Origin of the sequence: Micromonospora sp. NPDC048063, from assembly GCF_043202855.1 — a bacterium.
Lineage (GTDB): Bacteria > Actinomycetota > Actinomycetes > Mycobacteriales > Micromonosporaceae > Micromonospora.
In genome coordinates, this window is sequence record NZ_JBIDBG010000019.1 from 1 (window position 1) to 18827 (window position 18827).

An 18827-nucleotide genomic window follows, 5' to 3' on the forward strand; every position below is an offset into this window, starting at 1 on the left:
CCAAACCAATAGGCCTGACCAGTCCCGGGATATAAATCAATTTGGCACTGGCTTATCAAGCACCCTGTTGAGTTCTCAAAGAACAACCACACACCGCCCGGAAACCCCACACCGTGGAGCCCCGACCCGGGGCATTTCGTTCACATCCCCGCCGCTCTCGCGCCGGGCACTTTTACTACGTTACCCGGCGGTTTCCGCCGTGTCAAACCGCTCTGTCGCGACCCGCACCACTTCAACCCAATTTCCGGGCACCATGACCAGACCGGCTTCCACCGTTTCCGATCGCGGCTTCCGACAGACCGGCCGCCGCGGTCTCCCGCGAACTCGCCCGGTTTCCTGCCGGCGTCGAACCTTACCCGGTCGACTCCGCCTCACCAAATCCGCCTCGCGGCGAATCCGGGGCACCGCCCGGTCCCGAACCCGAGGAGTGCAACCCCTCGAACCGGAAGCTCGTTGCCACGCTCCGGCCTCCAGGACTTTCGCCCCGTTTCGTCCGTTCCGCGCTGGCAGAGAGAAAGTTACGCCCCCGGCGGATTGATCGTCAAATCCGCCGGGGGCGTCGCCCGTCACACAGGCACGGGCGTACGGCTAGCTGCGCAGCTCGACCCCGGCGAACGACCGCTTGCCGCGGCGCAACACCAGGTACCGGCCGTGCAGCAGGGCCTCCGGACTCACGGTGGCGTCGGTCTCGGTGACCCGGTTGTTGTTGACGTAGGCACCGCCCTCGGCGATCACCCGGCGGGCCTCCTTCAGGCTCGGGACCAGCCCGGAATCGCGCAGGAGCCCGGCGACGTCGGGCAGCTCGTCGAGGTGGACGAGGCCGGCCTCGGTCAGCGCGGCGCGCAGCGTCGCCGGCGTGAGCTCCTCCAGCGAGCCCCGACCGAAGAGCGCCTGACTGGCGGCGACCACCTGTGCCATCTCCCGCTCGCCGTGCACGAGCGTGGTCAGCTCCTCGGCGAGCGCACGCTGTGCCGCCCGGGCGGCCGGCCGCTCCGCCGTCTCCTTCTCCAGCGCCTCCAGTTCCTCCCGCGAACGGAAGCTGAAGTAGCGCAGGTAGCGGCTCACGTCCCGGTCCTCGACGTTGACCCAGAACTGGTAGAACGCGTACGGGCTGGTCATCTCGGGGTCGAGCCAGATGGCACCGCCCTCGGTCTTGCCGAACTTCGTCCCGTCCGACTTCGTGACCAGCGGGGTGGTGAACGCCTGCACCGGGCCGGCGCCGCGCCGGCGGATGTAGTCCACCCCGGCCGCGATGTTGCCCCACTGGTCGGAGCCGCCGAACTGGAGCTGGCAGCCGTGCCGGCGGTGCAGCTCGAAGAAGTCGTTCGCCTGGAGCAGCTGGTAGCTGAACTCGGTGAAGCTAATCCCGCTCTCCAGCCGCGCCTTGACCACCTCCCGGGCCAGCATCCTGTTGACCGGGAAGTGCTTGCCGACGTCGCGGAGGAACTCGACCACCGACATCTCGCCGGTCCAGTCGAGGTTGTTGACCAGTTGCGCGGCGTTCTCGCCCTCGTACGAGACGAAGGGGGCGAGCTGGTCACGGATCCGGGCCACCCAGCCGGCGACCACCTCGGGCGGGTTGAGGGTCCGCTCGGCGCTCTCCTTCGGGTCGCCGATCTGGCCGGTCGCGCCGCCGACGAGCAGCAGCGGCCGGTGCCCGGCGAGCTGGAGCCGACGGGCCGTGGTGACCTGCATGAGGTGGCCGACGTGCAGGCTCGGCGCGGTCGGGTCGAAACCCACATAGTAGGTGGCGGCACTCCCGTCGAGCAGCGTACGCAGCTCGTCGAGGTTGGTGGAGTCCTGGATCAGGCCGCGCCACCGCAGGTCATCGGTCAGGGAGTCCCGCCCGGGCGGCGGGAGGCTGCTGTCGGTCACGGTCACCCATTCTCCCCCATGACCGGGCACCCGCCGTAGCGGGTTTACGCAGCGGGCGGCGGCGTAGGCTGGCGACGCCATGATCGGGAAGGGGAACGCCGTGGACATGCCGGATCTGACGGGCGGCTTCGTCGCCCTGCTCGGCCTCGAGTTCGACGAGGTCAGCGGGGACCGCGTGGTGATCCGCTGGCAGGTCCGCCCCGAGCTGCACCAGCCGTTCGGGATCCAGCACGGCGGCGTGTACTGCTCGGTGGTCGAGACCGCGGCCAGCGTCGGCGGGTCGGTGTGGCTGGGCGACCGGGGGCGGGTCGTCGGCGTGTCGAACCAGACCGACTTCCTGCGCGCGGTCCGCGACGGCGAGCTGACCGCCGTGGGCACCCCCGTACACCGGGGGCGCAGCCAGCAGCTCTGGCAGGTGGAGATCACCGACGCCGACGCCCAGCTCGTCGCCCGCGGCCAGGTGCGACTGCAGAACCTCTCCCCCGCCTGACCCGCACCCCGGCCAGGGGCGCGGTGGCGACGCTCAGCCGCGGACCTCGTCCAGCACCGGCTCCCCGGCGTCGTCGCGCGGCGGCGCGGCCGGCCGGCGCAGCCGGACGCCGGTGATCGCGCGGTGGTCGATGCGGGCCACCTCCAGCTCCCAGCCGTCCACGGCGACGCTCTCCCCCGCGACGGTGGGGATGTGGCCGAGGCAGGTGAGCACCAGGCCCGCGATGGTGGTGTAGTCGCCGCCGGGGCGGCCGGGCAGCTCGACCCCGACGTCGGTGAGGTCGTGCACCGGGAAGGTGCCGGGGAGCAGCATGGCACCGTCCGGCTCGGTGCGCACGGCACGCACGTCCCGGTCGGTCTCGTCGTAGATCTCCCCGACGATCTCCTCCAGGATGTCCTCGAGGGTGACGATCCCGTCGACCGCCCCCCGCTCGTCGACCACCAGGGCGATGTGCTGACGCTCGGCCTTGAACTGGCGCAGCGCGTCGACCACCGGCAGCGAGTCCGGCAGCAGCATCGGCGGGCGGAGGCACTCGTCGACCGGCCGGTCGTCGCGGACGCCGACGAGGTCGCGCAGGTGGATCACCCCGACCGCGTCGTCCAGGCCGCCGTGCCGGACCACCGGCGCCCGGGAGTGGCCCGTGGCGGCCAGCAGCAGCCGCGCGGCCTCCGCGGTGGTACCGCTGTCGAGCGTGAAGACCTGCAACCGTGGTACGAGCACCGCCTTCAGCTGGCGGTCCGCGATCTCCACCGCCCCGGCGATGATCGTCCGCTGCTCCTTGGTGAAGCCGTGGTTGCCGGAGACGATCTCCCGCAGCTCGTCGGGGCCGATCTCGTCGGGCTCGTGCTCGGGATTGAGCCCGACCAGGCGTACGACCAGGTCGCTGGTGGCGCCGAGGGCCCAGACGGCCGGCCGGGTGAGGGTGGCCAGCAGGTCCAGCGGGCGGGCCACCAGCAGCGCCCACCGCTCGGCGGCCTGCATGGCGATCCGCTTGGGGGCCAGCTCGCCGAAGACCAGGGTGACGAAGGTCAGCGCGAGGGTGACCACCACGATGGCGACGGTCTCCGCGGCGCCGCCCAGCGCGCCGAGCAGCGGCACCAGGGGCCTGGCCAGCGACACCGCCGCGGCGGCCGAGGCCAGGAAGCCGGCGAGGGTGATGCCGATCTGGATGGTGGCCAGGAACCGGTTCGGGTCCTTGGCGAGGCGGGCCAGCACCCGGCCGGCGCGGCTGGTGCGTTCCAGCCGCTGGACCTGGCTGTCCCGCAGCGAGACCAGCGCCATCTCGCTGCCCGCGAAGACCGCGTTGAGGACGACCAGGACACCGACCAGGGCCAGTTGGCTCCAGATGCTCTGCACGCCCGGCTCTCCTCACGCGCCACCGGTGCCCGTCGCACGACCGGCACCGCCGGCCGAAGGACCCGGCCGGCGTAGGCCAGTCTGTGCCCACCGGGCCGGCCGGTGAATCCTCGCCCGGCCGGGGAAGTGGTCAGGCTCGCTCGGCGACCGGCGGGGCCGTCAGGTCGAGCACGTACGAGCGGCCCTCGGGGCGGAAGCCGAGCCGGTGGTAGTAGGGGGCGACCATGCCGGGCGGGGTGACCACCCGGCGGAACCCCCGATCGGTGAAGAGGCGGCTGCGCCGGTAGACGAACTCGCCCGGGGTGAAGTCCCGGAACCGCCGGGTGACGTAGTCGAGGTCGACCTGCGCCACGCCGTCGGGCTCGGCGTGCGACAGCACCACGCCGACCACCTCGTCGGCCCGCAGCACCAGGAAGGCGGAGCGCTCGGCGGGGGTGCCGGGCGGCCAGCGGAAGCCGGGGTTGAAGCGGGCGATGTCCGTGCCGTGGACGCGCAGCGTGTGGGCGAGGAACTGGTCGTCCACGCCGACCTCGACCACCTGGTAGGTCGCCTCGTCGTGGCGGGTGGCGAGCATGGCGCGCAGGTACCAAACGTTGATCACGGCCAGCACGACGTTCAGCCCGACCATCGGCCAGACCTGCACCGCGGCGTTGTAGCCGATCAGGATCAGACACCCGAGCAGGTTCAGGGCACGCAGCCGGAGGATGCGCGTCTGCAGCAACGACCAGACCAGCAGCGCCGAGCCGGTCCAGCCGATGAGTTCCAGCCAGTCCACCCCGCGAGAGTAGTGGTCACCCGGGTCGGCCCGCTCGGTGGGCGCGGGGCCGGGTCAGCGGTCGGCGAGCTCCAGCACCCACTCCTCCACCTCGGCGCCGCGGCCGTTGGCGTACCCCCTGTCCTCGCCCATGACGACGAAGCCGCACTTGCGCAGCACGGCGAGCGAGGCCCGGTTGTCCTTGGCGGCGCGGGCGTGCACGGGCCGCTGGGGCAGCTCGCGCAGCAGGGCGGCGAGCGCGGCGGTGGCGTAGCCCCGGCCCCAGCGGCGCGGGTCGATCCAGTAGCTGACCTCGGTCTTGTCGCCGACCGGGAAGGCGGTCACGTGGCCGACCACCTCGTCGTCGACGACGGCCGTGCGGGCGACGATCCGCTCGTCGGCGCGGACCCGGCGCCAGTGCGCGTCGAACCGCGCCCGGTCGGTCGGGTCCTCCGGGCCGAAGGCGGCCATCCAGTTGGCCTCGACGTCCTGCTCGTGGTCGAAGAAGTGGGGCAGGTCGTCGTCGCGTACGGGGCGCAGGCGCAGGTCGGCGGTCACGGGCCCGAGGATAGGGCCAGGCGGTGACATCGCGGACCTCGCGTCACGTCCGCTCCGCCGCGTTCGCCAGGCCCGGCCGCGCCCCGATAACGCCCAGGGCGGACACGGACGCCCGTCGGTGCGCGATTCGGGCGCGCCGGGCCGGCGCCGCACGGACAATGAGCGGATGACACGAGCGGTACGGGGCAGGCGGGCGGGCGGGCCCGTCGGCACGGCGGCGGGCGCGCGGGCGGCGGGCGCGGCGTCGCTCGGGGCGCTTGCCGTGGGCGCGCTGGCCGTCGGGGCCGTCGCCGTCGGGGCGCTGGCCATCGGTCGGCTGGCGATCCGCCGGGCCGTCGTGCGGGAGTTGCGCATCGGCCGGCTGGAGATCGACGAACTGGTGGTGCGCGAGCGCCCCGCCGGCGACGGGTAGCGGCCCGACGGTTACGCGCGGCTGTCGACCGAGACGTGATGAACTCCGCGCTGGTCGTCGTCCATCCGCTCAGCGATCCCGTCAGCGCCCGCCAGCCGACGAGCCCGGTGGAGAGGTCGTCGGCGGACATCCCTGGTCCCGCCGTCTCCTCTCGCGGATCGTCACGGGACGGCTGTCGGGGCGGTTGCCAGGTCCCGGGCGGCGACCGCCCGCAGCCACTGCTGGGCCAGCAGGGCGTGACCCGGTTGCGTCAGGTGCACGCCGTCCGCCGTCCAGACCTGCTCGTCGGCTGTTCCGGCACCGAACAGGTGGTCCACCGTCACCAACGTCGCGTCGAAGTCGACGGCCAGTTTGCGCACCACGTCGGCCTTCGGCCCGAGGTCTTCGCGCCATGCCCGTTGTCCGTCGTCGAGCGGGATGAGGAAGGGCTCGATCAGGATGACAGCGGCGTCGAGCCGCCGTCGGGTCAGGTCGAGGATGTGCCGGTAGTCGCGTTCGAACTCCTCCACAGTGGTGGGGTCGTCGGCACTGTACCGGCGCCAGGTGTCGTTGATGCCGATCAGCACCGACACCACCTGCGGCGCGAGCCGCAGGCAGTCGTCGTCCCACCTGGCACGCAGGTCGCGGACCCGGTCGCCGCTGACGCCCCGGTTGAGGAAGGTGACGGCGTGCTGCGGGTGCCGGGCGGTGAACCAGGCCGAGGCCATCATGGCGTATCCGCCACCGAGGTCGTCGGACCGCTCGCGGTTGCGTCCCGCGTCGGTGATGCTGTCGCCGATGAACAGCACCCGTCCGCCGGGTGGGATCTCTTCTGTCATCACGAGCCTCCATTGCTTCGCGTGGGTCGGTGCCGGAGCCGGGCAGGGCGATCGTACGCGTGCCCGGCTGAGAGGTCGGCTGGGCAATCGTGGTAGGGGGCCGGTCCGTTCCGCCCACTCCGAACGGTCCCACGGTGGTCAGTCGGTGCGAAGGCCGGCCAGGATCTGCATGGCGTGGCGCTCCCTGGCCGCGAGTTCGGTGAGGAGTACCGAGGCTCGGGTCAGGTGGTCCGGGTCGCCGGTTTCTCCGGCGGCCGTGATGTGGTGGGAGACCTCGGTCCATGACGGGGCGATCTCGGCGTACAGCCGGTGACCGAGGCGGACGTCGTCGTCGTCGACGATCGTGGCGCATTCGGCGAGGAAGTCGCGGTACATGGCGCGAAACAGGGCGCCGCCGGTCCCGCCGCGTTCCATCAGCGTTGCGGCCAGCGGGAGGTCGCGGGACGGGTCGCGGGAGCGGTCGAGCCACCGTGTCACCTGTCGGGCCGCCTTGTCGATGCCTCGATGGCCGAGGTTGGCGATGGGTGGATTGAGGAAGGCGTGTGCGTTGTTGCGGATGGCCGCCCGGATGGCGTGGCCCAGATCGGGCCGGCCGGTGGGGCTGGCGATGGTGTAGGAGAGGTTGCGGGCGGTCATCGGTCCGCGTTCGTTGCGGGCCCGTTCCAGGCTCGTCAGCGTGGTCGTCACGGCGCCGCCCTGCTGAGCGGTGTCGATCAGGTAGGCGCGGGTGTCGTCGTAGCCGTACATCGCGGCGAAGTGGGCCCCGAAGTGGACCTTCGTGCTGAAGTAGTCCAGGTGGTAGGAGTCCAGTTGCAGGCCGACCGGGCGTCCGGCGGTGAGGGCGGCGACCACGTTCTGCCAGGCCTTACGGGGCGAGGCGGTCTCCTGGATGTGCAGCGTCAGGCCCAGCCGGTCGGCCACGGTTCGGGTGATCGTGGTCGGCTTGGTGCGGCCGCCGAGGAACGGAAAGTCCATGCTCTTGGCATCCCAGTAGACGAAGCCCAGACCTTCGCCGAGGCCGAACAGCATGGGCTCGGACAGGTCGACGCCCTCGTGGCGCAGCAGGGCACCGAGCGTGGTGGTCTCGCAGTGCCGACCGGCGGGGAACGCCACGTTCTCAATGATCATTCGGTCTCCTGGTCTGCTGGTCGGGACGGGCCGGACGGGGGTCGGACCGGCCAGGCGATCTCCGTGCGGAGCGCGGCCGTGGGTGTGCCGGGTGCGGGCGACACGAGGTAGCGCTCCTCGGCTGGGCCCGCCAGCGCCCGGTCGTGCTCGGCGATCCAGCGTCCCAGCGACCGGTAGGCGGTCTCCATGTCGTCGTAGCCGCCCTCGTGGACGCTCGCGGCGAGCAGGCAGCCCGGCAGTTCCCCGGGCGCAATCGTCGCGGTCGGCCGGGGCGGGCGCGCCACCGGCGCGAACAGCTCCACCTCCAACTCCGCCGCGTCGAGGTCGTCGCTGAGGTATCGGGTCCCGACCGGCCCCGCCGGGGCGATCCCCTGCGCGGCGAGGCCGGCGAACAGCCGCGCGAACCCGGGCGCCAGCGCCTCGGCCAGTCCGCTCAGCGGGGTACGCACCAGCATGCGGGCGGTGGGCTGGGCATCGCGCCACCGTTCGTACACGTGTAGCCAGCCCGGCACGCGGCCCGGATCGGCCAGCACGGCCCCCAACCGCCCGGCGATCTCGTCGAGCCGGGCCGCCCGCGCGGCCACGCGTTCCCGGTGCCGCTCGATGACGGCGAGGGTCTGCTCCGGGGTTTCGGCCGCCAGGATCTCGGCGATCTCGGGCAACGGCACCTCCAGCTCTCGCAGCCGCCGGACCAGTCCCGCTCGGGGGAACTGGTCGACGCTGTACCGGCGGAAGCCGGTGTCCGGATCGACCGACGCCGGGACGAGCAGACCCAGCCGGTCATAGTTACGCAGCACTCGAATGGACAACCGGGTCGCTCGCGCGAACACCCCGATCGGCATCAACCCCGTCACCGACGCCTCCAACCAGCCTCGCCCCTCCCCCTGGGAGAGGGTCAACCCCGGCCCGGCCCCTGCCGCACCGACCACGGAACGAATCATCATGGAACGGGCCGGGCCGGCCACGTACCGGCGCGCCTCGCGGGCCGCGCGCCGGCAGCTCGACGTCATGTGGGCTGAACCGGTCGGCACGGGTCCGCGCAACGCCCCGCGTCTGGAAGCCCGCTACGGGCGCCGCCGGGTCCTGCTCGTCTCGGGGGCGCTGCGCGCGCTGTGGCCGATCGGCCTGTTCTTCGTGATGCCCGGCGCGGCCGGCGTGGTCCTGGTGATCGCGGTGCTCACCGCGCTGTGGGGCGTTCTGGCCGGGGCCACCGACGTACGCGTCGCGATCGGTGTCGCCGGCGTACTGCTCCTGGCCACGCCGTTCCTGCTCCCGCGCCGCTCCGGCACGCAGTCGCCGGCCACCGGGTCTGCGCGACCGTTCGTCGGCGCTGCTCGATGACCTGCCATTTCCGATCCCTGCCGGACGGGCTCTGGCCCGTCCGGCCGGCTGTTCTCCGGTGGCCGGGCCACGAACCGCCGGCGAGGCGTCAGACGTACGACGCTATGCGCACAGTCAGCGCAGCCGCCGGGCGGTGAACCTGGTCGGCGGCTCCGCGATCGCGTCCTGGGCCGCGATCAGCTGGATCTCCCGGGTGCCCGCCGCGAGGGTCGCCTCGAGTACGGCGAAGACGGAGGCGATGGTGCGTTCCAGTGCCGTCGCGGGCGAGCCCGTCGTCCGCAGGTGCGCGAGGTACAGCGCCGCGGTGACGTCACCGCCGCCGTTCGGGCTGATCGGCAGCAGCGGCGTCGTCACGGCCCAGGCGCCCTCGTCCGAGACGGCCACCACCTCCAGCGACCCCTCCGGCACGTCGCCGTGGAGCACGCTGGTGACCAGGACGTGCCGCGGCCCCGTCTCCCGCACCACGTCGACCGCCTCCAGCAACTCCGTCAACGAGTTCGTCGTACGGCCGGCGAGGAAGTCCAGCTCGAAGTGATTCGGGGTGATGATGTCCGCACGCGGGACGACGACGTCCCGCATGAACTCCGGGATGCCGGGCCGGACGAACATCCCGCGGCCGGCGTCGCCCATCACCGGGTCGCAGCAGTACACGGCATCCGGGTTGGCCGCCTTGACCTCGTCCACCGCGTCGAGGATCACCGCGCCCATCGCCGGGTCGCCCTGGTAGCCCGACAACACCGCGTCAGCGCTGCCGAGGACCCCTCGGTCCGCGATGCCCGCGATCACCTCGGCCACGTCGGCCGGCGCCAGCAGCGGCCCTCGCCACGCGCCGTACCCGGTGTGGTTGGAGAAATGGACCGTCAGGACCGGCCAGACCTCGTGCCCGAGCCGCTGAAGTGGAAAGGCCGCCGCCGAGTTGCCGACGTAGCCGTAGGCGACCGAAGACTGGATGGACAGGATCTTCACCGGCTCATCATGCCGGTTCCCGCCGGTGCCACCCGTACTGCCCACCGTTTCTGTCGGGTGACCCACTCCGGGCCTTCCGTCATAGCGGAATCGCGGGTACCGGTCGGCCACCCCATCGGGGGCGGCTCCGGCCGGGCGGGTCGCCGGCGTGGCCGCGCCGACAGGTCACGGCTCGTCGATCAGCTCGGCCAGAGCGGCGTCGCCCTGGGCGATGACCGGGCCGCCGGGATAGGCGACGACCATGATCCGGCGGCAGCCGTCGAGTTCGACGTACGTCTGCGGGTCGCCACCGGCCACGGACCACAGCAGCGCGAAGCGGCTGGCGTGTGTGCGGCACGCCTCCGCCGGGCCGGCAGCCCGCAGAGCCTGCTCGATCGCCGTCCGACGGTCCGCCGGCAGCACCGTCCCGTGCGCGAACTCGCCGGCCGGCTTGCCGTTCCCCCGCTCACTCTTCGGCACGTCGTAGACGCAGAGGCGGACCTGCTGCCCGGCGGGGAACGGCCTCGGCAGCGCTCCGCGGCGGGCGTCCGGGTTCGCCGTCGTCTCCACCGAGACCATGTCGGCCCAGCGCTGGCTGCAACCGGCCGCGGCGGCCTCGGCCGACTCGATCTCGGCGACCGCCCGGGTCGCCACGGTGGTCAGCGGCAGCGCGTCGAGGGCTGCGCGTACCTCGGCCCGCAGCTTTCGGCACGGGTCGAGGGGTATCCCGGGCCGCATCCACCGGCCGTCGGCGTCGACGACCGCCAGCCAGGGCGCCAACGGCATCTCCGACGTGCATGGCCCGTCGGTGCGCGGCTCGTCCGGCAGGCGGAGTGCGGCGACGAGGGCGGCGACGTCGTCGCTACGACGTTCCGTCGCCACCATGTCCTCACCTCCGTCGACGCGTCGCTGCGGCTCGTGTCCGCAGATGACGACCGCGGCCGGGGTGAGGTCGCCACCGAGGCGGGGCAGGACGGCCGCGTCCCTGGCGGTGATCGTGAATCCTGGCGTGGCCATCTCTGGTGCCGCCTCGGCGCACGAGGTCCACCGCCCCTGTCCGCCGGAATCGCCGGACGGGACTCCCTGGGTCGAGTCCGTCCGCGCCGCGGCACAGCCGGTCAGCGCCACTCCGACGAGCGCGACCAGTATTCCCCTGCCAACCGTCCGCATGCGTACCGCCTCTCCCGCGTCTGACCGCTGAGACGGGTGGCGGCATGCTTCGGTTCCCATGGTCGGTCACCGAACCGGCGTCCTCCCGCCGATCCGTCCAAGCCCCGCGCGCCGCCGACAGCCGGTGGCCTGACCAGCGCGGACGCGCCAGGCGGCGCCGGGTCGTCGGCCCGTACGCCAGGCCACCGACTCATGAGCGGAGGAACGCCGGTGTCCGCCGGTTTCCAGGACCGCGCCTGCCCCTGGGCGCCTCGCCGATCATGATCGCCCTGGCCCTGGTGACCGTCCTCGTCGCGCCAGCGACGGCAGCACCCGTGGCGGCTCAGGCCGCTACATCGTCTCCAGTTCCCGTCCCCTGGTCTCGCGGACGAAGCGTCGGACGAAGACGAGGGCGAAGGCCGCGAAGGCGGTGTATATGCCGTAGGTGAGTGGGAGGCTGACGTAGGCGAGGCTCGGAAAGGTGATGGTCACCAGCCAGTTGGCGATCCACTGCGCGGACCCCGCCACCGCGACCGCGGTGACGCGGATGCGGTTGTTGAACATCTCGCCGAGCAGCACCCACAGTGTCGGTCCCCAACTTGCCGCGAAGAACACCACGTAGAGGTTGGCCGCGAGAAGGGCGACGACATCCACGCCGGGAGGGAGAGTGAGGCTCTCCCCGGTGCCGGAGGCGCGGCTGAAGCACCAGGCGAGGGTCCCCAGGGTGACGACCATGCCGGCAGCACCGACGGTGAGCAACGGCTTGCGACCGACCCGGTCGATGAGGGCGATCGCGAGGAAGGTGCCGGCGATGTTGATGACGCTCGTGATCACGCTCGTCACCAAGGCCTCATTCTCGGTGAAGCCGACGGCGCGCCAGAGCGTGGTGGAGTAGTAGAAGATGACGTTGATGCCGACGAACTGCTGCAGCGCCGCCAGAATGATCCCGGTCCAGACGATCGGCAACAGCCCGAAGCGGCGGTCACGAGCCGTGGCGCCGCGCAGGTCGGACAGGTCTATCGTCTCCTTCGTGCCGGCTAGTGATCGCTCGATCTCGCGCAGCCGCACACCGTCACCGACATACCGTTCCAGCACCTCACGGGCCTGCTCGCCGCGGCGGCGCCGGACCAGATAGCGCGGTGACTCGGGGATCCGCAGCGCCAGGGCAAGGTAGACCGCTGCGGGGACGGCGGCCGAGGCGAACATCCACCGCCATGCCTCGCCACCCCATGGAACGTCCTTGCTGGCACCCCCGGCCGAGGCTGCCAGGGCGTAGTCGGCAAGCAGCGCGGCGAAGATCCCGGTCACGATGGCAAGTTGTTGCAGCGAGCCGAATCGGCCTCGTTTTTCCGCAGGAGCGATCTCGGCGATGTAGGCGGGCACGATCACGCTGGCCGCCCCGACCGCCATGCCGGCAACGGCCCGCCAGACGGTGAGGCTGATCGGGCCTACCGCCAACGCCGATCCGACTGCGCTGACCGCGAACACGATCGCGGTGATGAGCATGATCCGCACCCGGCCGATCCGATCCGACAGTGGTCCGGCGAACCACGCGCCGACCGCACTGCCGAGCAGCGCCGTGGAGACCGCCGCCCCCAGGACCAGGGAGGACAGGTGAAACCTGGCTTGCACGGCATCCACGGTGCCGTTGACCACCGCCGTGTCGTAACCGAAGAGGAAGCCTCCGACCGCTGCGGCCGCGGCGATCGACAGCGCGCCGCCTCGTTTCTCGGGTGGGGTCTTGGCGGCATCATCGCCGGACGCAGGGCCCCCTTGATCCACGCTGCCCATATTGCCCGATTTGAACCATTCTTGCCCGAGGTTATGCCTGAGTTGGCTGTGGTGCCGCTGCCGAGACGGCCTGATCGACTCGGGACTCGCCGTTGAACGCCGCCCGCCACTCGGCATAGCATCGCGACATCGGTGTCGCGACCCCGGCGGCGGCCACGGCCGTACGGGCTGAAACGTCGACTCTTCACGGAAGGGACGACGGCGTGCACCCGACGCTACGACGGCTGGACGACCTCGCGGCCTACCTCGCCACCCTGCCGGACACGGTGGCCCTGCTCGGTCTCGGTTCCGCGGGGGACGAACACGATCGGTTCGACGCACACTCCGACCTGGACTTCTTCCTGGTCGTCGCCGACGGCGCCGTGCCACGCTACGTCGACTCGATCGACTGGCTCGCGGTGCCCTGCCCGGTGGCGTACAGCTTCGCCAACGACCGCCGCGGTCGCAAGGCGCTCTACGCCGACGGGATCTTCGTCGAGTACGCGGTCTTCACCGTCGACGAGTTGACCCGGCTGCCCTATGCCGGCGCCCGAGTCGTCTGGCAGCATCCCGACGCGCCCGCCGGGCTCGCCGAGAGCGGGCAGCCCTCGGTCCCCCCGCCGTACGACACGCCCGACTTCCACCTCAACGAGGCGCTGACCAACCTCTACGTCGGCCTGCACCGCGAGCTGCGTGGCGAACGGCTGTCCGCGTCGCGGTTCATCCAGTCGTACGCCGTGGACCGGGTGATCGCCCTGCTCCGGCTCACCTCCCCCGGCATCCCGCACCGGCGCGACCCGTTCGATCCTGCCCGGCGGGTGGAACAGGCGTATCCGGCGGAGGCGTTGCCGTTGGCCGCGATGGTGCCCGGCTACCGGGCGAACCGTGCGGCCGCCCGGGTCACCCTGGAATGGCTGGAGGCGCGGTTCCCGGTGGACCCGGTGATCGCCGCCGCCATCCGGAACCTGTTGACCACCTCGGCAAGCTGACCGAAGGTGGGATCCGGCGGGCCGGCGGCGAACGCGTTCGACGCAGCGATTAGTCTGCGCGGGTGCGGGAGGCGATGTCCGGGAGCAACCTCGATGGCTGACGCAGACGACGTCCGTCGCCTGGCACTGGCGCTGCCTCACGTGGCCGAGATCGACAGTGACGGCTTCGACTTCCGGGTGGCCGACAAGGGTTTCGTCTGGTCCTACCCCGAGCGCAGGCCCGGTGCGCCGCGCCTCATCCGCACCGACATCGCGGTGCTGTACGTCGGCGACGAAGCGGAGAAGCAGGCGTTGCTCCTCGGCGAGCCCGAGGTCTTCTTCACCACGCCCGCGTACGACGGGCTGCCCCTGGTCATGCTGCGCCTGGCGCAGGTGACCGTCGACCGCCTGACGGAACTCGTCACCGACGCGTGGCGCATGCGCGCCCCGGACTCGCTCGCCGGCGACCTCGACGACACGGATTCGTCGAGCCCAGACCTGAGAAAGGCCGCCCAGGAGGCCAGGTAGCACTGGCCCCAATGCCGCAGGCGGAGCCTGCGCAACGCTGCGCGACCGCTCGGCGATCCGCCAGGTTTAGGTTGATCAACTTCGGGTACGTCTGCCGGCAGGCGAGTTTGACCCGTGGCCGAGGGGCAGCACGGGTCCGCCAGCCCGGCGTACGACCGGAGAGCGGAGCGAAAGGCAGGTCACTCGGTGGTGAATTCGTCCCTGAGGCCGACCATGTTCAGGACGGCGACGGTGATCCGGGACGGCCTGCGTACGACCAGCGAGCAGCCCCGTGCGGCGACTCGCCGGCGCACGGTCAGCAGCGCGGTGATCCCGGCCGCGCAGAAGAAGCTCACCCCGCTCAGGTCGAGCACCAGCACCGGAAGCGGTCGGCCGGACGTCACCCGGTCCACGAGGTCGACGAGCAGGTCCACGGTGCCCATGTCGATGGGCCCGCGGACCTCCACCACCGTCACCGGGCCCTCCGCGACGACCGCGAGGGACAGGATGGACTGGCGGGTGATTTCCGACGGTGCCGGGTGCGGCGCCTGATGGACGGACATGAGCTGCTCCTCGGTGAGGATGTCCGGACCGGGTCGGTGCTCGGCCCACCGTCGGTGGGCGGCACTGGTCCTGGGCTCATGTCCGAACCCACGTCGACCCTAGCGGCGTCCCGTCCGATGCGCACCCCCCTCGTCCGAGCGCGTGCGCTCGTTGATCAGACACACCCGACCGGCGCTCCTCAGGGAGCGGGCCAGGACGGTACGTCACTTCAGTGGGAACCCACGGACACGGTTTCAGGAGGTAGCGGTGGTGTCCGATGCTGCTGATTCGCACCTGGCCTCGGCGTACGGCCGGCTGCTCGCCCTGCTCGTCGACTCGCCTCACGTCGACGTGTTCCTCGACCAGGTCGTCCGGGTCGCGGCCGAGGTCGTCACCCCCGCCGTGGCCTGCGGGCTGACGGTGCGCCGGGACGGTGGCGACTTCACCGTCGCCGCCAGCGACGACCTCGCCGCCCAGGCCGACGAGATCCAGTACGGCGCCGACGAGGGTCCCTGCCTCCAGGCCCTGCGCAGTGGACGGGCCGTCGAGGTCGTCGACCTGCGCGAGGACGGCCGCTGGTGCCGCTACCGGGAACACGCGCTCCGGCTCGGCATTGTCAGCTCGCTGTCACTGCCGATGACGGTCGACGGCGAGACCGTCGGCGCGTTGAACCTGTACGGCACCGATCCCGCCGCCTTCGATGAGCGGGCACGCCGGCAGGCCGTGACGTTCACCGACCAGGCAACAGCCGCGCTGACCGTCATGCTCCGCCAGGCCGACCAGGCACTACTGCATCGGCAACTCACCGACGCGATGGCCTCCCGCAGCGTCATCGACCAGGCCCTCGGTGTGCTGATGGGCCAGCAGCGATGCACCGCCGCGGAGGCTTTCGCCCTGCTCCGGCAGGCGTCCCAGCACCGTAACCGCAAACTGCGTGACGTCGCCGCGGAGATCATCAAGCAGGTGACCGGCACGTCCCCGCAGCCGGCTCCCGGATTCGTGGCGCCCCGCCCGCACACCTGACCGCGCAGGGCGGCAGGTTCGGCAGCACGGCCAGGGGGCGGCTGACCGATCAGCCCGGTGGCCGGCCCTGGTCGACAGCCGCATCGGTCGTCATCCGGCGGCCCCGGCGCACTCAGCAGATGGGCTGTTGCCGGCATGGACGGCCACGCCGCCGACGACCGTGGCGAGCAGCCCGGGTTCCGCCTGCCGTGGCGGGCCGTCGGGTCCGCGGACGAGCACGAGGTCGGCCCGAGCCCCCACGGCGACGACTCCCCGCTCGGCTGATCCGAGCAGCCGCGCCGGCACGGTCGACGCCATCGACCACACCTCGGCGAGACCGAAGCTGGTCTGCCGCAGCGCCCACCGGACGCAGTCGAACAGCGAACGGCCGCTGCCGGCCAGCAAGTCGGTGCCGGTCAGGCTGAGCCGGCCGTCGGCGTCCACGGTGACCGAGCCGCCGACCGGGGTGTGGTACTCGCCGGGCGGGCAGCCGGCGAGGGCCGCCGAATCGCTGACCAGGACCGAGCGTTCGACGCCCTTCGCCCGCACCATGGCGGTGAACGTGTCAGCGGGGAGGTGGTGACCGTCGGCGATGAAGCTCGCGGTCAGGGCCTCCTCCGCCAGTTGCGCCCACAGGTGGTTGGGATGCCGCGGCAGGACGGCGTGCGACCCGTTGCCGAGGTGGGTGGAGAGCCGTGCTCCCGCGTGGACCGCCGCCCGCACCTGCTCGGGTGTGGCGGCGGTGTGTCCCAGGCCGACGACGATCCCGGCCTCGGTGGCGGCGCGGACGTACCGCGTCGCGCCCGGCCGTTCGGGCGCCAGCGTGACGAGGCGTACCAGGCCCGGGGCGACGTCGAGCCACTGCGTGAGCTCCCGCGGGTCCGGGTCGCGGACGTGCTGCCGGTCGTGCGCGCCACGGGGGCCGTCCGCGTCGGCCAGGTAGGGGCCTTCGACGTGTACGCCGACGACGACGTCGGCGACGAGGGGGTCGCTCGCGCGGGCGGCGGCTATCACGTCGAGGGCGGAGAGGATCTTCTCCTGGCTGGCCGTGATGATCGTGGGGCAGTACGACGTGACGCCCCGGCGGCACAGCGACCGGGTCAACTCGACCACGGTGGCGACCGAAACGTCGTCGGCGTTGACGTCCGCGCCGGCGAATCCGTTGACCTGCAGGTCCACCAGCCCGGGAAGGATCGTGGGCTGGTCCGGCGTCGGCTCGGTCTCCTCGATGGACGAGATGCGGTCGCCGGAGATCCGCAGCCGTACGGGGCGACCGTCGGCGAGCCGGCCCTCGATGCGCGTCTGCTGCCCCGGTGGGATCACGTCAGCTCGTCCAGGCCGCTCGCGGCCGCCGCGTCGGCGTGCACCGACACCGATCGGTGCGTCCGGAGCGCGCTCGCGGGGCAGGCCGGGCCGATGGGTCCGGTCAGGGCGAGCCTCAGCGCGGCCGCCTTGTGCCGGCCGTGCACGGTGACGACGATCGAGTTCGCGCTCAGCAGCGTCGGCACGGTCAAGGTGACCGCCTGGGCCGGCACGTCCTCCAGGCGGGCGAACAACCCCTCGTCGACCTGCTGTTGACGCGAGACCGGGTCGAGTTCGACCACTCGCACGGCGGCCGGGTCGTCGAAGCGGGCGGCGTCGGGCTCGTTGAAGGCGATGTGTCCGTTCACGCCGATGCCCATGCAGGTGAGGTCGATCGGGCCCTGCGCCAGCAGCGTGGCGTAGCGGACGGCCTCGGTGACCGGGTCCGCTTCGGGCCGCAGTCGCGCGAACGACCCGAGCCCGGCGACCGACAACCGCTCCTGCAACCACTGCCCGAACGCCTGGGGATGCGTCTGCGGAAGTCCCACGTACTCGTCCATGTGGAAGGCGTGCACCCGGGACCAGTCGATCGAGGCATCGCGTACCAGCGCCGCGAGCATCTCCTGCTGCGAGGGCGCCGCCGCCAGCACGATCCGGGCGCTGCCACGGGACGCGATCGCGCCACGGATGACGTCTGCGGCGACGCGTGCGGCGCCGGCGCCGGCGCCAGCTGGATCCGCTGTCACGTGCAGGGTCACGTCGTCCGCGCTCAGCCCCGCCGGCATGCCCATTCCGTCTCCTCAGGCTCTGCAATCGGTTGCACAGACCCTAACGACGAAGCGTCGGCGGGTCAACACGTTGCGGCGGCGGTCAGGCGGCGGGACCGGTCGAGGCGCGGAGGGTGAGCTCGCCGTCGAGGCGGATCTCCGCGGTCGGCTCACCCGAGCCGCAGCGCTGCAGCAGTTCCACGGCCACGTGTCCCAGCCGCTGCACCGGGGCCGTCACGGTCGTCAGGCGGGGCGTGACGGTACGCGCCAGCAGCACGTCGTCGCAGCCGATCACGCTGCGCTCCTCCGGCACCCGCACCCCGGCGTCGGCAAGTCCCGCCAGGACGCCACACGCCATCAGGTCGTCGAACGCGAAGGTGGCGGTGCAGTCGGTGTCCAGCAGCGCCCTCGCCGCCGCCAGCCCGCCCTCGAAGGACGCCGCGAAGGGCCCGAGGTCGACCAGCGTGACGTCGGACCGGACCGCCCACGCGTGGATCGCGTCGGCCCGCTGACGCGCCGCCCACGAGGCGGAGGGACCGCGCATCATGGCGACCCGGCGGTGACCGAGCTGCTCCAGGTGCCGGCCGGCGGCCCGCAGGGCGCGCGTGTTGTCGCAGGTCACGCCCGGCAACCCCCGGATCCGCCGGTTGATGACGACGCACGGCAGGTCGTTCACCCTGTCCTTGAGCCCGGACGAGGACCGGGGCGACGCCAGCAGCAGGCCGTCGACCTGGCCGGCGAGGTGACGGATGAGCTGGGGCTCCGCGGCGGCTCTCTCCTCCGTGTCGACGAGCAGCACGGAGGAGTCCAGCTTGTCGGCCGCCTGCTGGATGGCCCGGACCAGGGGCGGGAAGAAGGGGTTGGTGATGTCCGGGACGAGCAGCCCGATCAGGCCCGTCCGCCCGGTCACCAGGCCGCGCGCGGCCTTGTTGGGCTGGTAGCCCACCTCGCGGGCCGCGGCGTGGATGCGTTCCCGGAGCTCGGCGTTGACCACGTGCGGCCGGCTGAAGGCACGCGAGACGGTCGACGCGGACACGCCACACGCCTCTGCGATCGAGTAGATCGTCGGCCGCTTCATTCGGTCCTCCTGTTTCGGGTGTCGCCGCGCTCGCTGAATGTGAAGCGTGCCGCTACTCTAGCCA

20 protein-coding genes are annotated in these 18827 nt (G+C 72.0%); 6 read left to right on the top strand and 14 right to left on the bottom strand.

Annotated features, from left to right (window positions below):
- Positions 1-588 precede the first annotated feature (588 nt).
- Positions 589-1875 (bottom strand): tyrosine--tRNA ligase, encoded by a 1287-nt coding sequence (gene tyrS, locus ACGFZ2_RS29285; RefSeq protein WP_393269245.1) that lies wholly within the window; start codon positions 1873-1875, stop codon positions 589-591.
- A 79-nt stretch (positions 1876-1954) separates the two neighbouring features.
- Between tyrS and ACGFZ2_RS29290 the strand changes: the two genes are divergently transcribed.
- Positions 1955-2365 (top strand): PaaI family thioesterase, encoded by a 411-nt coding sequence (locus tag ACGFZ2_RS29290; protein WP_393459078.1) that lies wholly within the window; start codon positions 1955-1957, stop codon positions 2363-2365.
- Positions 2366-2398: 33 nt separating this feature from the next.
- Here ACGFZ2_RS29290 and ACGFZ2_RS29295 read toward each other — a convergent pair whose 3' ends face one another.
- From ACGFZ2_RS29295 to ACGFZ2_RS29305, 3 genes are all read right to left on the bottom strand, one after another.
- Positions 2399-3721 carry a hemolysin family protein gene (locus ACGFZ2_RS29295; RefSeq protein ID WP_393459081.1) on the bottom strand — a complete coding sequence of 441 codons (1323 nt, stop codon included), beginning with the start codon at positions 3719-3721 and terminating at the stop codon, positions 2399-2401.
- Between the two features lie 130 nt (positions 3722-3851).
- Complete coding sequence (locus tag ACGFZ2_RS29300; RefSeq protein WP_393459084.1) at positions 3852-4496, bottom strand: hypothetical protein; 645 nt, start codon at positions 4494-4496, stop codon at positions 3852-3854.
- Between the two features lie 54 nt (positions 4497-4550).
- Entirely contained in the window at positions 4551-5033 is a 483-nt protein-coding gene (locus tag ACGFZ2_RS29305) for a GNAT family N-acetyltransferase (RefSeq protein WP_393459087.1), read from the bottom strand.
- 166 nt (positions 5034-5199) lie between these two features.
- On the opposite strand from ACGFZ2_RS29305, the gene ACGFZ2_RS29310 reads away from it, so the two are divergent.
- Entirely contained in the window at positions 5200-5445 is a 246-nt protein-coding gene (locus ACGFZ2_RS29310; RefSeq protein ID WP_393459090.1) for a hypothetical protein, read from the top strand.
- Positions 5446-5606: 161 nt separating this feature from the next.
- Here ACGFZ2_RS29310 and ACGFZ2_RS29315 read toward each other — a convergent pair whose 3' ends face one another.
- The 3 genes from ACGFZ2_RS29315 to ACGFZ2_RS29325 form a co-directional block, all read right to left on the bottom strand.
- Positions 5607-6263 (bottom strand): SGNH/GDSL hydrolase family protein, encoded by a 657-nt coding sequence (locus ACGFZ2_RS29315; protein ID WP_393269229.1) that lies wholly within the window; start codon positions 6261-6263, stop codon positions 5607-5609.
- A gap of 138 nt (positions 6264-6401) precedes the next feature.
- Complete coding sequence (locus tag ACGFZ2_RS29320) at positions 6402-7391, bottom strand: BtrH N-terminal domain-containing protein (protein WP_393459093.1); 990 nt, start codon at positions 7389-7391, stop codon at positions 6402-6404.
- Positions 7388-8245, bottom strand: a complete 858-nt coding sequence (locus tag ACGFZ2_RS29325; protein ID WP_393459096.1) for a GyrI-like domain-containing protein — start codon at positions 8243-8245, stop codon at positions 7388-7390. The genes ACGFZ2_RS29320 and ACGFZ2_RS29325 overlap by 4 nt, the downstream gene beginning before the upstream one ends.
- Positions 8246-8333: 88 nt before the next feature.
- Between ACGFZ2_RS29325 and ACGFZ2_RS29330 the strand changes: the two genes are divergently transcribed.
- Positions 8334-8732: a hypothetical protein gene (locus tag ACGFZ2_RS29330; protein ID WP_393459099.1), complete on the top strand. Its 399-nt coding sequence runs from the start codon at positions 8334-8336 to the stop codon at positions 8730-8732.
- A 114-nt stretch (positions 8733-8846) separates the two neighbouring features.
- On the opposite strand, the gene pdxY is transcribed toward ACGFZ2_RS29330, so the two are convergent.
- The 3 genes from pdxY to ACGFZ2_RS29345 form a co-directional block, all read right to left on the bottom strand.
- A complete protein-coding gene (pdxY, locus tag ACGFZ2_RS29335; protein WP_393459102.1) occupies positions 8847-9698 on the bottom strand; it encodes a pyridoxal kinase PdxY in 852 nt (283 codons plus the stop codon).
- A gap of 165 nt (positions 9699-9863) precedes the next feature.
- Complete coding sequence (locus ACGFZ2_RS29340) at positions 9864-10694, bottom strand: hypothetical protein (RefSeq protein ID WP_393459105.1); 831 nt, start codon at positions 10692-10694, stop codon at positions 9864-9866.
- A gap of 483 nt (positions 10695-11177) precedes the next feature.
- Positions 11178-12617 carry a sugar porter family MFS transporter gene (locus ACGFZ2_RS29345; RefSeq protein ID WP_393459108.1) on the bottom strand — a complete coding sequence of 480 codons (1440 nt, stop codon included), beginning with the start codon at positions 12615-12617 and terminating at the stop codon, positions 11178-11180.
- A gap of 203 nt (positions 12618-12820) precedes the next feature.
- On the opposite strand from ACGFZ2_RS29345, the gene ACGFZ2_RS29350 reads away from it, so the two are divergent.
- Together ACGFZ2_RS29350 and ACGFZ2_RS29355 are read left to right on the top strand one after the other, a co-directional pair.
- Positions 12821-13585 carry a hypothetical protein gene (locus tag ACGFZ2_RS29350; protein ID WP_393459111.1) on the top strand — a complete coding sequence of 255 codons (765 nt, stop codon included), beginning with the start codon at positions 12821-12823 and terminating at the stop codon, positions 13583-13585.
- Positions 13586-13678: 93 nt separating this feature from the next.
- The gene (locus tag ACGFZ2_RS29355; RefSeq protein WP_393269208.1) at positions 13679-14092 is read left to right on the top strand and encodes an MmcQ/YjbR family DNA-binding protein; all 414 of its coding nucleotides are present in this window, start codon (positions 13679-13681) and stop codon (positions 14090-14092) included.
- A 179-nt stretch (positions 14093-14271) separates the two neighbouring features.
- Here the strand turns inward: ACGFZ2_RS29355 and ACGFZ2_RS29360 are convergent, their stop codons facing one another.
- Positions 14272-14634, bottom strand: coding sequence for an STAS domain-containing protein (locus tag ACGFZ2_RS29360; protein WP_393459114.1), 363 nt, complete (start codon positions 14632-14634; stop codon positions 14272-14274).
- Positions 14635-14881: 247 nt separating this feature from the next.
- Here ACGFZ2_RS29360 and ACGFZ2_RS29365 point away from each other — a divergent pair, with 247 nt between their 5' ends.
- Positions 14882-15637 carry a GAF and ANTAR domain-containing protein gene (locus tag ACGFZ2_RS29365; protein ID WP_393459117.1) on the top strand — a complete coding sequence of 252 codons (756 nt, stop codon included), beginning with the start codon at positions 14882-14884 and terminating at the stop codon, positions 15635-15637.
- Positions 15638-15727: 90 nt separating this feature from the next.
- Here the strand turns inward: ACGFZ2_RS29365 and ACGFZ2_RS29370 are convergent, their stop codons facing one another.
- From ACGFZ2_RS29370 to ACGFZ2_RS29380, 3 genes are all read right to left on the bottom strand, one after another.
- Complete coding sequence (locus ACGFZ2_RS29370) at positions 15728-16939, bottom strand: N-acetylglucosamine-6-phosphate deacetylase (RefSeq protein WP_393459120.1); 1212 nt, start codon at positions 16937-16939, stop codon at positions 15728-15730.
- The gene (locus ACGFZ2_RS29375) at positions 16936-17709 is read right to left on the bottom strand and encodes a 6-phosphogluconolactonase (protein WP_393269198.1); all 774 of its coding nucleotides are present in this window, start codon (positions 17707-17709) and stop codon (positions 16936-16938) included. Before ACGFZ2_RS29375 ends, ACGFZ2_RS29370 begins: the two co-directional genes overlap by 4 nt.
- A 79-nt stretch (positions 17710-17788) precedes the next feature.
- Positions 17789-18763 (bottom strand): LacI family DNA-binding transcriptional regulator, encoded by a 975-nt coding sequence (locus tag ACGFZ2_RS29380; protein ID WP_393269196.1) that lies wholly within the window; start codon positions 18761-18763, stop codon positions 17789-17791.
- Between the last annotated feature and the right edge of the window lie 64 nt (positions 18764-18827).